This window comes from Kitasatospora sp. NPDC001225, from assembly GCF_053597855.1.
The window spans coordinates 71,818-88,148 of record NZ_JBSFJC010000006.1 but is presented as its reverse complement, the minus strand read 5'-3'; the positions used below and the strand labels follow the sequence as shown (position 1 = coordinate 88,148).

At 74.5% G+C, this 16,331-nt stretch carries 13 protein-coding genes; 8 read left to right on the top strand and 5 right to left on the bottom strand.

The genetic code is table 11. The annotated features are described in order from the left end of the window. The first annotated feature begins 7 nt into the window (after nucleotides 1-7). Complete coding sequence (locus ACWDCZ_RS03475; RefSeq protein WP_375876733.1) at nucleotides 8-1,516, top strand: MFS transporter; 1,509 nt, start codon at nucleotides 8-10, stop codon at nucleotides 1,514-1,516. Between the two features lie 108 nt (nucleotides 1,517-1,624). Here the strand turns inward: ACWDCZ_RS03475 and ACWDCZ_RS03470 are convergent, their stop codons facing one another. Next, nucleotides 1,625-2,269: an HhH-GPD-type base excision DNA repair protein gene (locus tag ACWDCZ_RS03470; RefSeq protein ID WP_049660490.1), complete on the bottom strand. Its 645-nt coding sequence runs from the start codon at nucleotides 2,267-2,269 to the stop codon at nucleotides 1,625-1,627. Nucleotides 2,270-2,681: 412 nt separating this feature from the next. Between ACWDCZ_RS03470 and ACWDCZ_RS03465 the strand changes: the two genes are divergently transcribed. The 3 genes from ACWDCZ_RS03465 (at nucleotide 2,682) to ACWDCZ_RS03455 (ending at nucleotide 6,646) form a co-directional block, all read left to right on the top strand. After that, nucleotides 2,682-5,180 carry a terpene synthase family protein gene (locus ACWDCZ_RS03465; protein ID WP_449815108.1) on the top strand — a complete coding sequence of 833 codons (2,499 nt, stop codon included), beginning with the start codon at nucleotides 2,682-2,684 and terminating at the stop codon, nucleotides 5,178-5,180. 128 nt (nucleotides 5,181-5,308) lie between these two features. Then, on the top strand, nucleotides 5,309-6,106 hold the full coding sequence (locus ACWDCZ_RS03460; protein WP_117488588.1) for a VOC family protein: 798 nt from the start codon (nucleotides 5,309-5,311) through the stop codon (nucleotides 6,104-6,106). A 36-nt stretch (nucleotides 6,107-6,142) separates the two neighbouring features. Continuing rightward, on the top strand, nucleotides 6,143-6,646 hold the full coding sequence (locus ACWDCZ_RS03455; RefSeq protein WP_049660190.1) for a DinB family protein: 504 nt from the start codon (nucleotides 6,143-6,145) through the stop codon (nucleotides 6,644-6,646). A gap of 43 nt (nucleotides 6,647-6,689) precedes the next feature. Here the strand turns inward: ACWDCZ_RS03455 and ACWDCZ_RS03450 are convergent, their stop codons facing one another. Then, nucleotides 6,690-7,385: an ArsR/SmtB family transcription factor gene (locus ACWDCZ_RS03450; protein WP_449815107.1), complete on the bottom strand. Its 696-nt coding sequence runs from the start codon at nucleotides 7,383-7,385 to the stop codon at nucleotides 6,690-6,692. Between the two features lie 163 nt (nucleotides 7,386-7,548). On the opposite strand from ACWDCZ_RS03450, the gene ACWDCZ_RS03445 reads away from it, so the two are divergent. Together ACWDCZ_RS03445 and ACWDCZ_RS03440 are read left to right on the top strand one after the other, a co-directional pair. After that, on the top strand, nucleotides 7,549-9,051 hold the full coding sequence (locus ACWDCZ_RS03445; RefSeq protein WP_449815106.1) for a hypothetical protein: 1,503 nt from the start codon (nucleotides 7,549-7,551) through the stop codon (nucleotides 9,049-9,051). Further along, the gene (locus ACWDCZ_RS03440) at nucleotides 9,048-9,821 is read left to right on the top strand and encodes an isocitrate lyase/PEP mutase family protein (RefSeq protein WP_449815105.1); all 774 of its coding nucleotides are present in this window, start codon (nucleotides 9,048-9,050) and stop codon (nucleotides 9,819-9,821) included. The genes ACWDCZ_RS03445 and ACWDCZ_RS03440 overlap by 4 nt, the downstream gene beginning before the upstream one ends. 79 nt (nucleotides 9,822-9,900) lie before the next feature. Here the strand turns inward: ACWDCZ_RS03440 and ACWDCZ_RS03435 are convergent, their stop codons facing one another. Continuing rightward, nucleotides 9,901-10,665 (bottom strand): TetR/AcrR family transcriptional regulator C-terminal domain-containing protein, encoded by a 765-nt coding sequence (locus ACWDCZ_RS03435; RefSeq protein WP_117488580.1) that lies wholly within the window; start codon nucleotides 10,663-10,665, stop codon nucleotides 9,901-9,903. Nucleotides 10,666-10,975: 310 nt separating this feature from the next. On the opposite strand from ACWDCZ_RS03435, the gene ACWDCZ_RS03430 reads away from it, so the two are divergent. Together ACWDCZ_RS03430 and ACWDCZ_RS03425 are read left to right on the top strand one after the other, a co-directional pair. Beyond that, nucleotides 10,976-12,490: an MFS transporter gene (locus ACWDCZ_RS03430; RefSeq protein ID WP_074001812.1), complete on the top strand. Its 1,515-nt coding sequence runs from the start codon at nucleotides 10,976-10,978 to the stop codon at nucleotides 12,488-12,490. A 143-nt stretch (nucleotides 12,491-12,633) separates the two neighbouring features. Next, nucleotides 12,634-13,374, top strand: a complete 741-nt coding sequence (locus ACWDCZ_RS03425) for a helix-turn-helix domain-containing protein (protein ID WP_449815104.1) — start codon at nucleotides 12,634-12,636, stop codon at nucleotides 13,372-13,374. Here ACWDCZ_RS03425 and ACWDCZ_RS03420 read toward each other — a convergent pair. Together ACWDCZ_RS03420 and ACWDCZ_RS03415 are read right to left on the bottom strand one after the other, a co-directional pair. Further along, nucleotides 13,371-13,784 (bottom strand): VOC family protein, encoded by a 414-nt coding sequence (locus tag ACWDCZ_RS03420; protein ID WP_449815103.1) that lies wholly within the window; start codon nucleotides 13,782-13,784, stop codon nucleotides 13,371-13,373. The two genes, ACWDCZ_RS03425 and ACWDCZ_RS03420, sit on opposite strands and share 4 nt — an antisense overlap. A 70-nt stretch (nucleotides 13,785-13,854) precedes the next feature. After that, the gene (locus tag ACWDCZ_RS03415; RefSeq protein WP_449815102.1) at nucleotides 13,855-16,305 is read right to left on the bottom strand and encodes a helicase-associated domain-containing protein; all 2,451 of its coding nucleotides are present in this window, start codon (nucleotides 16,303-16,305) and stop codon (nucleotides 13,855-13,857) included. Between the last annotated feature and the right edge of the window lie 26 nt (nucleotides 16,306-16,331).

Sequence of the window (16,331 nt, the reverse complement as noted above, 5' to 3'; positions counted from 1 at the left end):
GTACGGAATGGGCACCGCGGCAGCGGAGCGCCGGAGGTGGATCGCGCTGACGATCGTGATGGTCGCCTCCTTCATGGACCTGGTGGACGTGACCATCGTCAACATCGCCATCCCGAGCATCCAGCAGGACACCGGCGCCTCGTTCAGCGCCGTCCAGTGGGTCACCGGGGGCTACGCGCTGGCCTTCGCGATCGGGCTGATCACCGGCGGCCGGCTGGGTGACATCCACGGCCGCAAGCGGGTGTTCCTGATCGGGATCGGCGGCTTCACGCTGGCCTCGGCGCTGTGCGGGCTGGCCTCCAGCCCGGAGATGCTGATCGCGACCCGGGTGCTCCAGGGCGGCACGGCCGCGCTGATGGTGCCGCAGGTGCTGTCGATCATCCACGCGACCTTCCCGGCGGAGGAGCGCGGCAAGGTGTTCGGCCTGTTCGGCGCGGTGGTCGGGCTGGGCGCGGTCTCCGGTCCGATGATCGGTGCGCTGCTCACCGAGTGGGACCTGTTCGGCCTGGCCTGGCGGCCGATCTTCCTGATCAACCTGCCGGTCGGCATCGCCGGACTGCTGCTGGGCCGCCGCTTCATCGACGAGTCCAAGGCCGACCAGGCGCTGAAGCTGGACCTGGTGGGCGTGGCGCTGGCCAGCCTCGGCCTGCTGATGCTGATCTACCCGCTGACGCACGGCCGGGAGGCCGGCTGGCCGCTGTGGGGCTACCTGTCGATGGCCGGGAGCCTGCCGGTGTTCGCGCTGTTCGTGGCGTACGAGAAGGTCAAGACGCGGCGGGACGGCTCGCCGCTGGTGGAGCTGGCGCTGTTCCGGGTGAAGTCCTTCGCGGCCGGGATCTGCGTGCAGCTGGCCTTCGGCGTGGCACTCGGCATCTACTTCCTGGTCTGGACCCTCTACATGCAGATCGGGCTGGGCTGGAGCCCGCTCAAGGCCGGCGCGACCGGCATCCCGTTCTCGATCGCGGTCTCCACGGCGGCCGGACTGTCGGTGCAGAAGCTGGTGCCGCGGTTCGGGCGGAAGGTGCTGCAGACCGGCGCGCTGGTGATGGCGGCGGGCGTGCTCGTCTACATCTGGGAGGCGGACCGGTACGGGACGACGATCACCGCCTGGCAGATGGCGCTGCCGCTGGTGGTGATGGGCCTCGGGATGGGGCTGATCGTCGCGCCGATCACCGACGCGGTGCTGGCGGAGGTGCCGCGTGAGCACGCCGGTTCGGCGTCCGGGCTGATCAACACCGTGCAGCAGGTGGGCAACGCGCTCGGGCTCGGCCTGGTGTCGGTGGCCTTCTTCGGGGCGATGGACGACGTGGTCGCGCCGGAGGCGGTCGGGACGGCGTTCGGCGGGGCCTTCGTGCACGCGATGTGGTGGGTCGCCGGGGTGCTGCTCGCGGTCTTCCTGCTGATGTTCGCGCTGCCGCGGCGGCGCAAGGCGCTCGGGGCCGTGGCCGGCTCCGGGGGCGCGGGTGGCTCCGCGGACGGTTCCACCGCGGAGCAGCAGGCGCCCGTCGTGGCCTGACGGAGCGCTCCCGTTCACGGGCCCCGGTCGCGCGGCGCGGCCGGGGCCCGCGTCGCGCTCTGGGCGGGGCCGGCCCCGGTACGGCCGGCCGGGTGGGTCAGCCGGTGCTCAGCGCACCCCGGTCGGGGTGGGGGCGGCGGACGCGCGGGTGGTGGTGCGCGGCTTGGCGGCGGCCTTGGCCTCCTTCGCGGCGCGCTTCACCTCCTGCTTGAACTCCCGCACCAGGGTGAGCGATTCGGGGCCGGTGATGTCGGCCACCGAGCGGTGCGCGCCCTCCTCGCCGTACACCCCGGCCGCCTCGCGCCAGCCCTCCGGCCGCACCCCGTACTGCTTGCCGAGCAGGGCCAGGAAGATCTGCGACTTCTGCTTGCCGAAGCCGGGCAGGGCGTTGAGCCGGCTGAGCAGCTCCTTGCCGGTGCGGACGTTCTTCCACAGCGCGGCCGCGTCGCCGTCGTACTGCGCGACGAGGAACTGGCAGAGCTGCTGCACCCGTTTGGCCATCGCGGCCGGGTAGCGGTGGACCGCCGGTTTGGCGGAGAGGAGCGCGACGAACTCCTCCGGGTTGTAGGTGGCGATCTCGTGGGCGTCCAGGTCGTCGTGGCCGAGGCGCTGGGCGATGGTCAGCGGGCCGGTGAACGCCCACTCCATCGGGACCTGCTGGTCCAGCAGCATGCCGACGAGTGCGGCGAGCGCGCTGCGTCCGAGCAGTTCGTCGGCCTCGGGCTGCTGTGCGAGCCGGACGGTGACGTTCATGGGCTTGCCCTCCTCGGAGTTGACGTCGGGTCGGCGCCCAGTCTGGTGGAAGCGGCGTTGGCGTACGCGGTCAACACGCCCGTAGCCGGGGAAGTCTTGTCTGTTCAAGGCCTTGCCAGAGCTGCATTGTTCGTTGGCGGAGCGGTTGCCGGGGGTGCCGGCGGGGGCGCGAGGGATATTTTTTGCCCGCGCCTGTCGCATCCGCCGGGGGTCCCGGGTCGGGGGCGGTGCGGCGTCCGTGAGGCGGCGGGCGCGGGGGCGTGGGGGGTTGGGGAGGGCGCTCGGCCGGGTGGGTGGTTCTGGACGGGGGGAACGAGTCATTTCATATGACTGTTTCTGTTGTGACGGTGCGGCGAGCTGACGGCGGGTCATTCTTGGTCCAATTCGACACGTCCAGAAAGGCCCGCCCGCCGTGACCCAGCCGTTCGAACTGCCGTCCTTCTACGTGCCGCACCCGGCACGCCTCAACCCGCATCTGGACGAGGCACGGGCCCACTCCACCGGCTGGGCCCGGGAGATGGGGATGCTGGAGGGGTCGGGGATCTGGGACCAGGCCGACCTGGAGGCCCACGACTACGGACTGCTCTGCGCGTACACCCACCCCGACGCCTCCGCCGAGGCGCTGTCCCTGGTCACCGACTGGTACGTGTGGGTCTTCTTCTTCGACGACCACTTCCTCGACATGTACAAGCGCACCAACGACCGTGGGGCGGGCAAGGCCCACCTCGACCGGCTGCCGCTGTTCATGCCGGCCGACCCGGCCGCCGAGCTGCCGGAACCGGAGAACCCGGTCGAGGCGGGACTGGCCGACCTGTGGCGGCGCACCGTGCCGGTGATGGGCGAGGACTGGCGGATCCGGTTCGCCGCGAGCACCCGGAACCTGCTCAACGAGTCGCTGTGGGAGCTCGCCAACATCAACGAGGGCCGGGTGGCCAACCCGGTCGAGTACATCGAGATGCGCCGCAAGGTCGGCGGCGCGCCCTGGTCCGCGCAGCTGGTCGAGTACGCGGCCGGCGCCGAGGTGCCGAAGGAGGTGTCGGGTTCGCGGGCGCTGCGGGTGCTGATGGACGCCTTCTCCGACGGGGTGCACCTGCGCAACGACATCTTCTCGTACCAGCGGGAGGTGGAGGACGAGGGCGAGCTGAGCAACGGCATCCTGGTGCTGGAGCGGTTCCTGGAGTGCTCCACCCAGGAGGCCGCCGAGGCGGTCAACGACCTGCTCACCTCGCGGCTGCAGCAGTTCGAGAACACCGTGTTCACCGAACTGCCGGTGCTGTTCGCGGAGACCGGGCTGGACCCGGCGGGCCGTGCCCGGGTGATGGCGTACGTCAAGGGCCTCCAGGACTGGCAGTCCGGCGGGCACGAGTGGCACCTGCGCTCCAGCCGGTACATGAACGGCGGTGGGGCGGCGGCGAGTTCGTCCGGTTCGGCGGCCTCGGGCGCTGAGGTGGCGCCCGGCTCGGGCGGTGGGCTGCCGGGGCTGCCGGGAGGGCCCGGGGGTGGCAACTGGTGGGACCAGTACGCGATCGGCGGCATCGGGACCTCGGCGCTGGACATCCTGCGCAGCACGGCCGCCGGGGCTTCGGCGGCCGGGGCCTCGGTGGCCGCGGCGGAGGCGAGCCCGACGGGTGCGGCCGAGGGTGCGGCGGGCCCGGCCGTGCGGCGGGCGCGGTCGCACGGCCACGTGCCGCACCAGGCCGTCGGGCCGTCCCTGCTGCCCGAGTTCGAGCTGCCGTACGAGCTCCGGCTGAGCCCGCACCTGGACGGCGCCCGGGAGCGCGTGATCGAGTGGGCCGGGCGGATGGGGCTGCTGGCGGCGGAGCCGGGCGTCCCCGCATCCGGTATCTGGGACGCCGAGTCGATGCGCGACTACGACCTCCCGCTCTGCGCGGCCGGCCTCCACCCGGACGCCACCGCAGACCAACTCGACATCGCCTCCGCCTGGTTGGCCTGGGGCACCTGGGCCGACGACTACTACCCCCGGGCCTTCGGACGCACCCGCGACCTGGGCGGCGCCAAGGCCGCCAACGCGCGGCTGTCCCTGTTCATGCCGGTGGACGGCACCCCCGCGCCGGAGCCCGTCAACGCGCTGGAGCGCGGCCTCGCCGACATCTGGGAGCGCACCGCCGGCCCGATGGCCGTCGAGGCCAGGGGCCGGTTCCGGGTGGCCGTCGAGGTGATGCTGGACAGCTGGATCTGGGAGCTGGCCAACCAGATCCAGAACCGGATCCCGGACCCGGTGGACTACCTGGAGATGCGCCGCTCCACCTTCGGCTCCGAGCTCACCACGAGCCTCTCCCGCCTCGGCCACGGGCAGACCGTGCCGCAGGAGGTGTACGACCACGGCTCGATGCGCGCGCTGGAGAACTCCGCGATGGACTACGCGTGCATGATGAACGACCTCTTCTCGTACCAGAAGGAGGTCGAGTACGAGGGCGAGCTGCACAACGCCGTCCTGGTGGTGCAGAACTTCTTCGGCTGCGACTACCCGTCCGGGGTCCGGATCGTCGACGACCTGATGCACTCGCGGCTGGGCCAGTTCCAGCACGTCGCGCAGAAGGAACTCCCGGTCATGTACGAGGACTTCGGGCTGGAGCAGGCGGCCAGGGAACTGCTCGACGGGTACGTGGGGGAGCTGGAGAACTGGCTCGCGGGCATCCTCAACTGGCACGGGGGCTGCCTCCGGTACGGCACGGCCGACCTGGAGCGGCACTTCGGCGCCGAGCGGGACCTGGTGGAGGCCTCGCAGGCCCGTCGGGCGGCCACGGCGGCGGCCGCCGAGGCTCCGGCGGCGGGCACCGCCCCGGTGGTTCCGAGCGTGCCGGTGCCCTCGGCGCCCCCGGTGCCCCCGGTGCCGCTCGGCCCGACCGGCCTGGGCACGGCCTCGCTGCGCCTGTCGGCGGGCGGCTGACCTCGGAGGTCCGCACCCGCGCGGGTTCCAGCCCGCGCGGGTGCGGCGCGTCGTGGCTAGGCTGACGAACCGGGGGCCGGCGTGCGCCCTCCCGGCGCGCGCGCTTCGCCACACACGAGGGCAGAGAGATGGCTGCGCTACCTGAGGGCACACCCTGTTGGGCCGACGCGATGTTCACCGACCTGGAGGGCGCCAAGGCCTTCTACGGCGACGTGCTGGGCTGGACCTTCGGCGAGAGCTCGTCGGAGTTCGGCAACTACACCCAGGCGTACTCGGACGGCAAGGCGGTCGCCGCGGTCGTGCCGCCGATGCCCGGCGCGGAGGCCCAGTCCGCCTGGTGCCTGTACCTGGCCTCACCGGACGCCGGCGCCACGGCGGCGCGGATCCGCGCCAACGGCGGCGAGGTGGTCATGGGGCCGATGCAGGTCGGCGACTTCGGCACGCTGGTGATCGCCAGGGACCCGGGCGGCGTGGTGTTCGGCGTCTGGCAGGCCGGGCGGCACGAGGGCTTCGAGAAGCAGGGCGAGCCCGGCGCGTACAGCTGGGCCGAGGTGGTGACCCGCGAGCCCGCGAAGGCGGACGCCTTCTTCCCGGCGGTCTTCCCGTACGGCGTGCAGAAGATGGCGGGCGGGGACTTCGACTACCGGATGTTCCAGGTCGGCGGCCGGCCGGTGCTGGGCCGGATGGGAGCGGAGGGCGACTTCCTGCCGCCCGAGGCCCCCTCGTACATCAGCGTCTACTTCGCGGTGGACGACACCGACGCCGCGATCGGGCGGCTGACGGCGCGCGGCGGCACGGTGTACTTCGGGCCGATGGACAGCCCGTTCGGCCGGTTCGCGGCGGTCGGCGACCCGCAGGGCGCGGCCTTCGGGTTGATCGACCTCGACCGGCGGGTAGGGGAGCAGCCGGAGACGGAGGACGTCTGATGCGTCCGACGGGACGACGAGCGACAGGGGTGGCCGATGGGTGAGCGCGAGGAACTCGTCGAGACGCTGGACAAGCACCGCGGACTGCTGCGGCACACCGTACGGGACCTCACCGACGCGCAGGCGGCCGAGCGCACCACCGTCAGCGAGCTGAGCCTCGGCGGCCTGATCAAGCACGTGGCGGGGGTCGAGGCGCGCTGGGCGCGGTTCATCACCGGCGGTGCGGAGGCGATGCGGAGCGGGGACGCGGGCGCCGCCGACCCGGACGCCTGGGCGGCCCAGTTCCGGATGGCGGAGGGCGACACGCTGGCCGGGCTGCTCGCCGAGTACGAGCGGACGGCGCGCGGGACGGACGAGCTGGTCCGGAGCCTGCCCGACCTCGACGCCGCCCACGACCTGCCGCCCGCGCCCTGGTTCCCGCCGGGCACGGCCTGGTCGGCCCGGCGGGTGCTGCTGCACCTGATCGCCGAGACCGCGCAGCACGCCGGGCACGCGGACATCATCCGGGAGGCGCTGGACGGGGCGAAGTCGATGGGCTGAGCCGGACCGGCGCCGTTGAGCGGGAGCGGCGCCGGGGCGGCCGTCAGGGCAGCTCCACGCCGAGGAGTTCGCGCAGCGCCCGGCCGCCGTCCGGGGTGACCCGGAGGGCCCGGCCGGAGCCGATCCGCTCCACCCAGGCGCGGTCCAGGGCGGCCCGGCAGAGGGCCGCGCCCAGCGCCCCGCCCAGGTGGCTGCGGCGCTCCGTCCAGTCCAGGCAGCTGCGCACCACCGGGCGTCCGCCGCGGCGGCCCGCGCCCGGCGGCAGCTCGATCGCCTGCGCGGCCAGCCAGTCCCGGCCGCGTCCGGTGAGGGCCAGCCCGTCCTCCTCGGTGACCAGGCCGCGTGCGAACAGCGCGTCCGACACGGCCACGCCGAGGCGTCCGGCCAGGTGGTCGTAGCAGGTGCGGGCGCGGGCCTCGGCGCTCAGCCGGGTGGCCTCGGTCAGGTTGCGGGGCGCGGTCGCGGGGCCGGGACCGGACTCCGCGAAGACGGTGAGGTCCTCGATCAGCGTGGCCACCGCGGGCGTGGCCAGCCGGACGTACCGGTGCCGGCCCTGCCGCTCCTCGGCCAGCAGCCCGCCCGCGATCAGCCGGGACAGGTGCTCGCTGGCCGTGGACGGCGCGACGCGCGCGTGCCGGGCCAGCTCACCGGCCGTCCAGGCACGGCCGTCGAGCAGGGCGGAGCAGATGGCGGCCCGGGTGGGGTCGGCGAGCAGGGCGGCGAGGGCGGCGAGCGTCATGCCTCCATGGTCGGGGCACGGCGGTGCGGGGATGCCCTGGTGCGGGGGACGGGGCGGTCGCGGCGGCGGGGCCGCGTGGGGGAGCGGAGCCGGGGACATGCCTCCAGGGTCGCCCCGGCACGGTTCGGCCGGGGCCGAAACGACCCGGGGCCACGATGACGGCATGAGCGAAACCACGGTGGTCCCCGGGGCGGCGGCCACGACCTTCTCCCGCTACGACGATGTGACGGCGGCTCTGGCCGATCCCGCGCTGGTGCCGCTGCCCGCGGCGGCCCCCGCGCCTGGTGCGCCCGGCGGCGCCCCCGGCACGGTGGCCTGGCTGCGGTCCGCCGTCGCCCGGTTCAGCTCCGGGGAACCGCACGCCCGGCGCCGGGCGCTGGTGCTGGCCGACCTGGAGCGGCTGGACCCGGACCGGCTGCGGGTGGCCGCGGCCGGCGGCTTCGAGTCCGACGTCCGGCTGCGGGTCGTCCGGGTGCTCGCGGCGGAGCTCGGCCTGGCCGACCCGGAGGCCGTGGCGCGGGACGTCGCGACGGTGTCCCGGGCGTACTTCACCGACGCGCCGGCCTGTCCGGCGGCGGACGGCCCGGTGGTGGACGGCCCGGTGGCGGGCGCGTCGTTGGACCCGGTGGTGGACGGCGCGTCGGCCGACCCGGTGGCCGACGCGGCGGTGGCCCGGCTGCTGCCCGCGATGGGGGACCGGGACGAGGAGACCGCCGCGAACCGGATCGGCCTGCTCGTCCAGGCCTGCGACGCCACCGCCGCGCTGGTCGAGGGCGCCCGCCGGCACGAGGACGGGTTGGCCGGTGTGCTGCGCACGGATCCGCCGGTCCGGACGATGCGGCGGATCGCCGTCCGGGCGACCGAGGTCGGCGGGGTCGCGGTGCCGGTCGGGACGCGGGTCCTGCTCGACATCGCCGCCGCCCAGGCCGGGGCGCCGGCCGGGGTCGCGCTCACCTTCGGTGCCCCGCCCCGGAGTTGCCCGGGCCGCTCGCAGGCCCTGGTGATCGCCGAGGGCATCCTGTACGGCGCCTCCGATCCGGCGGACACCGGGACGCCGCCGTCGACCCCGGACCTCGACAAGGCCGAACTGGCCGCCCTGGTACCGGAGATGGTCGCTTACGTGCTCGCCCTGGCGGTCGGCTGGACGGCCTGGGACGGCCGTCCGATCGTCAATGTCGACGGCCGAACCTACGCGCCGCACAAGGCCGTTCGCCGCATCACCGACCATCTCGTCGACCACCTCGCCGAGGTGGAGGCCCGGCTGGTCGGCGAACCGACCGAGCCCGACCACTGGCACGCCTCCAACGCCACCACCCCGGCCGACCTGGCCCCGTTCACCACCGCCGACCTGGACGAGGCCCGCAGCCGGCTGACCCGGCTGGCCGGGATCTGGTCCCGGCGGGTCGCGGCGCTGCCGGACGAACGGCTGGACGACTCCCCGGGGACGGGCTGGAGCTTCCGGCAGATCGTCTGCCACGTCTCCGAGGCCGGGTACTACTACGCGGACTCGGTCGGGAGCCTGGCGGGTGCGAGGGGCGGCGCCGCGGATCCGGCGGGGGTGACCGACAGCCCGATGTGGGTGACCGACAGCCCGACGTGGGTGACCGACAGTCCGGCGGACCCGACCGGACACCGTGCGAACGAGCCGATGGAGACGACCCGATGACCCCCTTCGCCGCCCTGCACCACCGCCCCGGGCGCCCGCTGCTGCTCCCCAACGCCTGGGACCACGCCTCGGCCGTCGCCCTCGCCGCCCAGGGCCACCCCGCGATCGGCACCACCAGCCTGGGCGTGGCGGCCGTCGCCGGCCTCCCCGACGGCGCCGCCGCCACCCGCGCGGAGACCGTACGGCTGGCGCGCCGGCTCGGGCGCGACGGCTTCCTGCTCAGCGTCGACGCGGAGTCCGGGTTCAGCGACGACCCGGACGAAGTCGCCGAGCTGGCCGTGGAGTTGGCCGAGGCCGGCGCGGTCGGCATCAACCTGGAGGACGGCCGGGCGGACGGCACGCTGGCCCCGTCCGCCCGCCACGCCGCGAAGATCGCCGCGGTGAAGGCGGCCGCCCCGGCGCTGTTCGTCAACGCCCGTACCGACACCTACTGGTGCGGGCAGGACGCCCCCGAGGCGGAGACGCTCCGCCGCCTGGACGCCTACCAACAGGCGGGCGCGGACGGCGTGTTCGTCCCCGGGCTGACCGGTCCGGCGGCGATCGGCCGGCTGGTCGGCGCGCTCGCCGTCCCGCTCAACATCCTCTGGACGCCGACCGGCCCGGGCCTCGCCGAGCTGGCCGCGCTCGGGGTGGCCCGGGTCAGCCTCGGGTCGCTGCTGTACCGCGCGGCACTGGCGGCGGCGGTGGCCACGGCTGCGGCCGTCGCGGCGGGGGAGCCGGTCGGTCCGGTGCCGGGGTACGCGGAGGTGCAGGCGCTCAGCGGGAGCTGAGCCGCGCGGTCGGGGCGGCGCTGGGCCGTGCGGCCGGGCGGGAGGCGGCACGTCGGGCGGGGGGCGGCCCCCGGAGGGCTCAGTGCTGTCCGCGGGCCGTCCTGGCCGCTTCGATCCCGTCCAGGATGACGTTGACGCCCCGGGCGAAGGTGCTGTCCCGGCCTCCGGCGACCTCGTCCGGAACCGAGGTGGTGTACAGCCGGTGCAGCCGCGGGAAGTCCTTGGTGGCCTCCGTGACGACGGGCAGCAGCCGGTTCATCCACTCCTGCTCGTCCTGGCCGCTGCGGGCCAGCGCGGCCAGCCAGGCGGCCTCCACGCAGGCGGTCCCGATGGTGTAGCCCATGACCGCGTTCATCGCGTCGTTCGCCTCGACGATCTCGAAGCCGGCCGCCTCCAGGACGTCCAACAGGGCTTCGGAGAGCCGCATCCAGTTGGGGCCGAGGTAGATCATCCCGACGTCTCCGATCACCCCGACCATCCACGGGTGGCGGATGATGGCCGTGCGCATGCTCTCGGCGCACTCCGCGATCTTCGCGCGCCAGACCTTCGGCTCCTCGGACCCCTCGGCCGAGGGGTGCGGGAGGGTGCCGAAGACCTGGTCGACGACCAGGGCGAGCAGCTCGTCCTTGTTGGCGACGTGGGTGTAGAGCGAGGTGGCGCCGGCGTTCAGCCGGGCGGCGAGCTTGCGCATGCTCAGCGCCTCGATGCCGCCGGAGTCCAGCAGCGCGAAGGCCTCGGCGACGATCTGTTCGCGGCTGAGGGCGGGCTGTTCCCGCCGTCGCTCGGGGCGGTTCCACGGCATGGGGATGCCCGGGGTCGCGCCGTCCTCTGTCCTGGCCGCCATCGGGCCCTCCTCACCAATCGTCCGGATCCGGTCCGGTTCGGCGCCGCTCGCCACGGGTTGATGCGAACAGTGTACGGCGCGACGAACAGCGTGCGGAGATCGAACGGTGTGCGGCGTTGCGAACAGTGTGCGGTGTCCGTACAGTGTTCGGAGCGGCGCACACCGTTCTCCTGGGGACGGAGGACGGTGTGCCCGCGACGACTTCCGCGCGGCTCCGGCGTCACAGCCCGGCCCGCGCGCCCGTTCCGACGCTCGACGCCCGAGCTCGGAGTCCGACGCTCGAAGCCCGAAGTTCGAAGGGGGAAACGCCGTGGAACGTCATCCGCAGCGCTGGCTCATCCTGGTCGTGCTCTGTCTCAGCAGCCTGGTGCTGGTGATCGACAACATGGTGCTCACGGTGTCCATCCCGCCGATCGCGGAGGACCTCAAGGCCGGGGCGCAGGACATCCAGTGGATCATCGACTCGTACATCCTGGTCTTCGCCGGCCTGCTGCTCACCTCCGGCAGCCTCTCCGACCGCTTCGGACGACGGAAGGTGATGATCGTCGGGCTGGCGCTGTTCGGCGCCGCCTCACTGGTCGCGGCGTACGCCGGCAGCCCCGGTGAGCTGATAGCCGGGCGCGTCCTGATGGGCGTCGGCGGCGCGCTGGTCATGCCGAGCACGCTCTCCATCCTGATCACCGTCTTCGATGACGAGGAGCGCCCGAAGGCGATCGCCGCGTGGACCGCGGTGGCCATGGTCGGCCTGGTCGGCGGTCCGGTGCTGGGCGGCGCGCTGATCGCGCACTTCTGGTGGGGCGCGGTCTTCCTGCTCAACGTGCCGATCGCGGCCGTCGCCATCGTCGCCGCGGTGCTGCTGATGCCGGAGTCCAAGGGACCGTGGCGCCGCCCCGACCTGCTCGGCATGGTGCTGTCGATGGTCGGCATGACAGCGTTGGTGTGGTCGATCATCGTGCTGCCCCAGGACGGCTTCACCAGCGTGAGCACCCTCGGCGCACTCGCCCTCGCGGTGGCCTCGCTGGTCGGCTTCGCCGTCCGGCAGGTCCGCACCGACTCGCCGATGGTCCCGATCAAGCTGTTCCGCAACCGGGTCTTCACCGGTGCCAGCTTCTCGCTCATCCTGCTGACCTTCGCCACCGGCGGGCTGATGCTGGTCCTCACCCAGTACCTCCAGTTCGTGCTGGAGTTCTCGCCCACCGACACCGGCCTCGCCTTCATCCCGCTGGCCATCGCCTCGCTGGTGTTCAACGCGCTGGGCGCGGTGCTCGGCAAGAAGGTCCCGGCGCGGGTGTTCACCTCGATCGGCATGCTGATCATCGCGGGCGGCTTCGGACTGCTCGCCACCCTCTCGGTCGGCGACGGCTTCACCAAGGTCTCCCTGGCCATGCTGGTGCTCGGCATCGGCTCCGGCCTCGCCATGCCGGCCGCCTCCAACGCGCTGATGAGCGCCATCCCCAGTGAGCACGCCGGCGTCGGCTCCGCGCTCAACGACACCATTCAGCAGTCCGGTGCGGCGCTCGGCGTGGCCATCCTCGGCACCGTGCTCTCCAGCACCTACACCGGCGCGATGCCCGCGGCCGCCCCCGCCGCCGCCCGCCACGACATCACCGGCGCGCTCGCGGTGGCCGGCTCCACCGGGGACGGCGGCCTGGTCGCGGCCGCCCGGGAGGCGTTCAACACCGCCACCTCCACCACCTTCACGGCGGGCGGCATCGCGGTCGTCGCGGCGGCGGCGCTCACCCTGGTGCTGATGCGCGACGGCCGGAAGACCGCCGGTACGGGGGCCGAGCCCCCGGCGGTGCCGGAGGCCGAGCCGGTCGCCTGACCGGCCCCTCTCCCCGGGCAGATCGCCCCGGCCGCCTCGTGCGGCCGGGGCCGTCGGCGTCCGCCCGCTGTCCTGTCGCCCTCCTGCCGCTGTCCTGCTGCCGTCCGCCCGCCGGGTCCCTGCGGGGCGCGTAGCCTCGGATCATGGAACCGTCCGCCTCGTACCAGGAACGCGCGTGCCGGCTGCCCGGCGCGGTCCTGTGGACGAAGCCGGCCCTCAGGCGTACGGGCGGGCATGCGAGTGCCGGGCGTACGGGCGCCGCGCGGGCCGGGCTCGTCCTGCCCGACGGCTGCATGGACCTGCTGTGGACGGAAGGCCGGCTGCTGGTCGCCGGACCGGACACCCGCGCCTTCCACCCCGGCCCCGGACTGCGCGGCCCCTGGGCGGGCGTACGCTTCCGGCCCGGCGCCGCTCCCGCCCTGCTCGGCGTCCCCGCAAACGAACTGCGGGACCGCCGCGTCGAGTTGGCCGACCTGCGGTCCGCCGCCGAGGTCCGGCGGCTGACCGAAGGCATCGACGCGGCCCCCGACCCGGCCGCCGCCCTGGAGGCCCTGGCCCTGCAACTGGCCGCCGACGCCCAGCCCGAGGACCCCCTGGTCCGCGCCGTGGCCGCCTCGCTCGCCGCCGGCCGCTCCGTCGCCGCGACGGCCGAGACGGTCGGCCTCGGCGCCCGCCAACTGCACCGCCGCTCCCTGGCCGCCTTCGGCTACGGGCCCAAGACCCTCGCCCGGATCCTGCGCCTCCAGCGCGCCCTGGCCCTCGCCCGCTCCGGCGTCCCACCGGCCGAGACGGCGGCCCGGACCGGCTACGCGGACCAGGCCCACCTGGCCCGCGACGTACGGGAGTTGGCGGGCCTGCCGCTGACCGCGCTGCTCTCCTCCTAGGGCCTGTCCTCGAGCGGCGCGAGCAGGTCCATCCCGTTGCCGTCCGGATCGTGCACCACGGCGTACCGCTGCCCCCAGAAGGCGTCCCACGGCTCCAACTCCCCGTGGTAGCCGGCGCCGGTCAACTCCTCGTACAGCGCGTCCACCTGCGCGGGACTCGCGCAGCGGAACGCCAGCGCGGACCGGCTACCGCCGCTCGGCGGCTGCCAGCCGGGATGGAACGACCGGATGGTGGCCTCGGAATCGAGCACCAGAAGCGGCCCGCCCGGCACCTCGCCCTCGACGTGCGGCTCCCCCTCCGCCCCCTCGGGAAACCCCACCCCCAGCCGCCGGTAGAAGCCGACCGAGGCGGCCACATCCGCAACGGCCAGCCCGACGAACGCGAACTGCGGTACACCTGTGCTGTTCATGCCCCCACGCTAGGCACCCCCGCCCCACCCGGTCTTGAACGAATCGGACACCGGCCGCCCGACGGCTCGGCTACGAGGGCATCACCCCGTGGATGCGGGAGAGGGTGAAGACCCGTTCGGCGTCGCGCAGGTGGCACCAGGCGTGGAGGTAGGGCGCGTCCAGTTCGAGGCGGCTCAGGGTGCGGACGGTCGTGTTGCCCGAGGTGGCGGTGTACTCGACGGTGATCGATTGCTTCTCGTTGACGGCGTGGGCCAGTTGGCGGACGTCGGTGAAGGACAGGTTGCGCGCGTGCCCGGCGATGATCTCCTCGGTGTCGCTGGCGTAGGGGCGGCCGTCGTCGGGGTCGGGCTCCGGAGCCTCCTGCGGGGCCGCCAGTAGCCGGGCGGCGACGGCTGCCAGGTCGGTGGCGGTCCGGGCGCCCGCGACGCGGACGGCCTTCCGCCGTGGGCCGGCGGGTCGGCGCGGGGTCGGGAGTGGGTTCGTTGCCCGGTGTCGCCGGGTCCGCTCGATGCGGACGGATCCGTCCTGCTCCTCGGCGACGGGGGCGTAGCCCGCCGACCGCAGGGCCGCGAGCGTCTCGTCCGGCGGGGTCCGGCTGATCAGCACCGTCGGTGCCAACTGCCGCAGGCCGAGCGGGGCGAGCCTGCGGTGGGCGGCCAGTTCGGCGAGGAGGGCGGGTTCCGCGCCGTGGATCACGCAGGCCGCGGAGACGACGCGCACCCGGCCGTGGCCGCGCGCGGTGTCGCGGATCAGGTACGCGAGCGGTTGTGGCAGCGGTTCCGTGGTGGTGGTGGTGGTGGTGGCGGTGGCGGTGGCGGCGAGGTCGGCCGTCAGCGTGTCGGCGGTGTGGCCGGCGTCGAGGGCGCGGCGGACGCTGTCCGGGCTGAACCGCCACACCGACGCCGTACCGGTGGCCTCCCGGTCGGCGACGGAGTCCAGCAGCGTGACGAGGGGCGTCGAGGGCGTGCCGGCGACCACGGCCGTGAGATCGCTGCCGAAGCGGGCGGACCCGGTGGAGGCGGGCAGCAGCCGTCGACAGGCGGCGGCCACCGCGTCCGGGCCGTCGGCGTCCAGGGCCGCCCCGAGCGGGGACAGGGCGCCGAGGGCGAGGACGCCGAGCAGCTCCGATTCGCGGACCAGGTTGGCGAACGGGCTTGCGTCCTGGGCGAGTTGGTCGACGAGCGGACGCTGCCACGCGATCAGCGCCCCCAGGTCCGCCGGGTCGGTCGCCCCCTCACCCGCCGGGAGCCGCGCCGCGGACGCGAGCAGTCCGTGCCGGGCTTGGACGCAGCCCCCGCGGGGCGGGGCTCCGGCGAGGGCGGGCAGCGCCTTCCCCTCCTCGTCGCGGCTCCCGCCGGGGGTCAGCGGCAGTGTCCACCAGGCGCGGAGGAGCACGGCGAGCCGGTCGGCGGGTTCCCCCTCCGCCCAGCCGTCGTAGGCCTCGGTCGCCGCGACCCGGTCGCCGTCCCGGGCCAGCAGCCCGGCCGCGGCGGCCGACTCCAGCGCGATGCGCACCACGGTGTCGTCGCACTTCGCGGCCTTGCCGAGCCGGGACAGCTCGCGGGCTCCGACCCCGCCGGACTTCAGCCGGGCCGGGGGAGCGGCGGCGCACGCCGCGAGGACGGAGGAGGCGTGGGCGGCGAACGCCATCGCCGCGGCGGTGGCCTCCCGGTCGACCGCCGATCCGGTGACGGGCCGCGTCCGGACCGCGGGCGGGACGGGCGTGAACGGGGCGTGCCAGCCGGTGCCGCGCAGCGCGAGGGCCACCTCCGAGGGCATCCGGGCGGGCCCGTACCAGCGCCCGTCCCGGATCAGCAACCCCCGTTCCAGCGCCCACCGTTCGCCCGGCCCGGGATCCGGCCGCGGGAGGCCGTACAGGATGCGGGCCGACCGCTCCGGCGCCTGCCGCGCACGTTGCTCCAGGAGTTTCCGAGTAGCCGCGGGGGCCTTGGCGACCAGCGCGGTGACCCGGTCCGCATCACCGTGGTGGTCGGTCAGCGCGGCCAGCCGCTTCTGCTTGGTGCCCGTCGACGTGATGCCGACGGCGGCGAGCATGCGGCCCAGATCGGTGGAGGTCGTGTCCGCGAGCAGCCGTGCCAGTGGCGCGTCCAACCCGAGGGGTGCGGCCCACACCTGCCGCAGCGTCGCCGCCACGTGCAGCCGCCCGTCGCCGCCCGGCCACACCAGCGCGCGATCGGCCAACTCCCGTAGTACCGCTTCCAGTTGGTGAGCGCGCTCCCCGTCCGTCGCGTCGAGGAGGTTCGCCAGTACGTCCCGGGTGGCAGGCGCCAGTGCGGCGGCGCCCTCCGCCACCTGGAGCTCGGGCAGCGTGAGTCGGGGGATCGCCAGCGCGACCGAGGCCGGGCGCTGGAGCCGGTCCGCCAGTTCGCCGACCGATCGCGGCTCCGGCTCCACCGCGGCGTCCGGGCGCGAGGCCAGGACCCGTACGACCTGTGCCGCGTCGGCGCCGCGCAGCCACGCGACCAGGGTCGATCCACTTGTCTTGCCGATGGGGAACACCTCACCACAGAGGACGGACGCCGTCC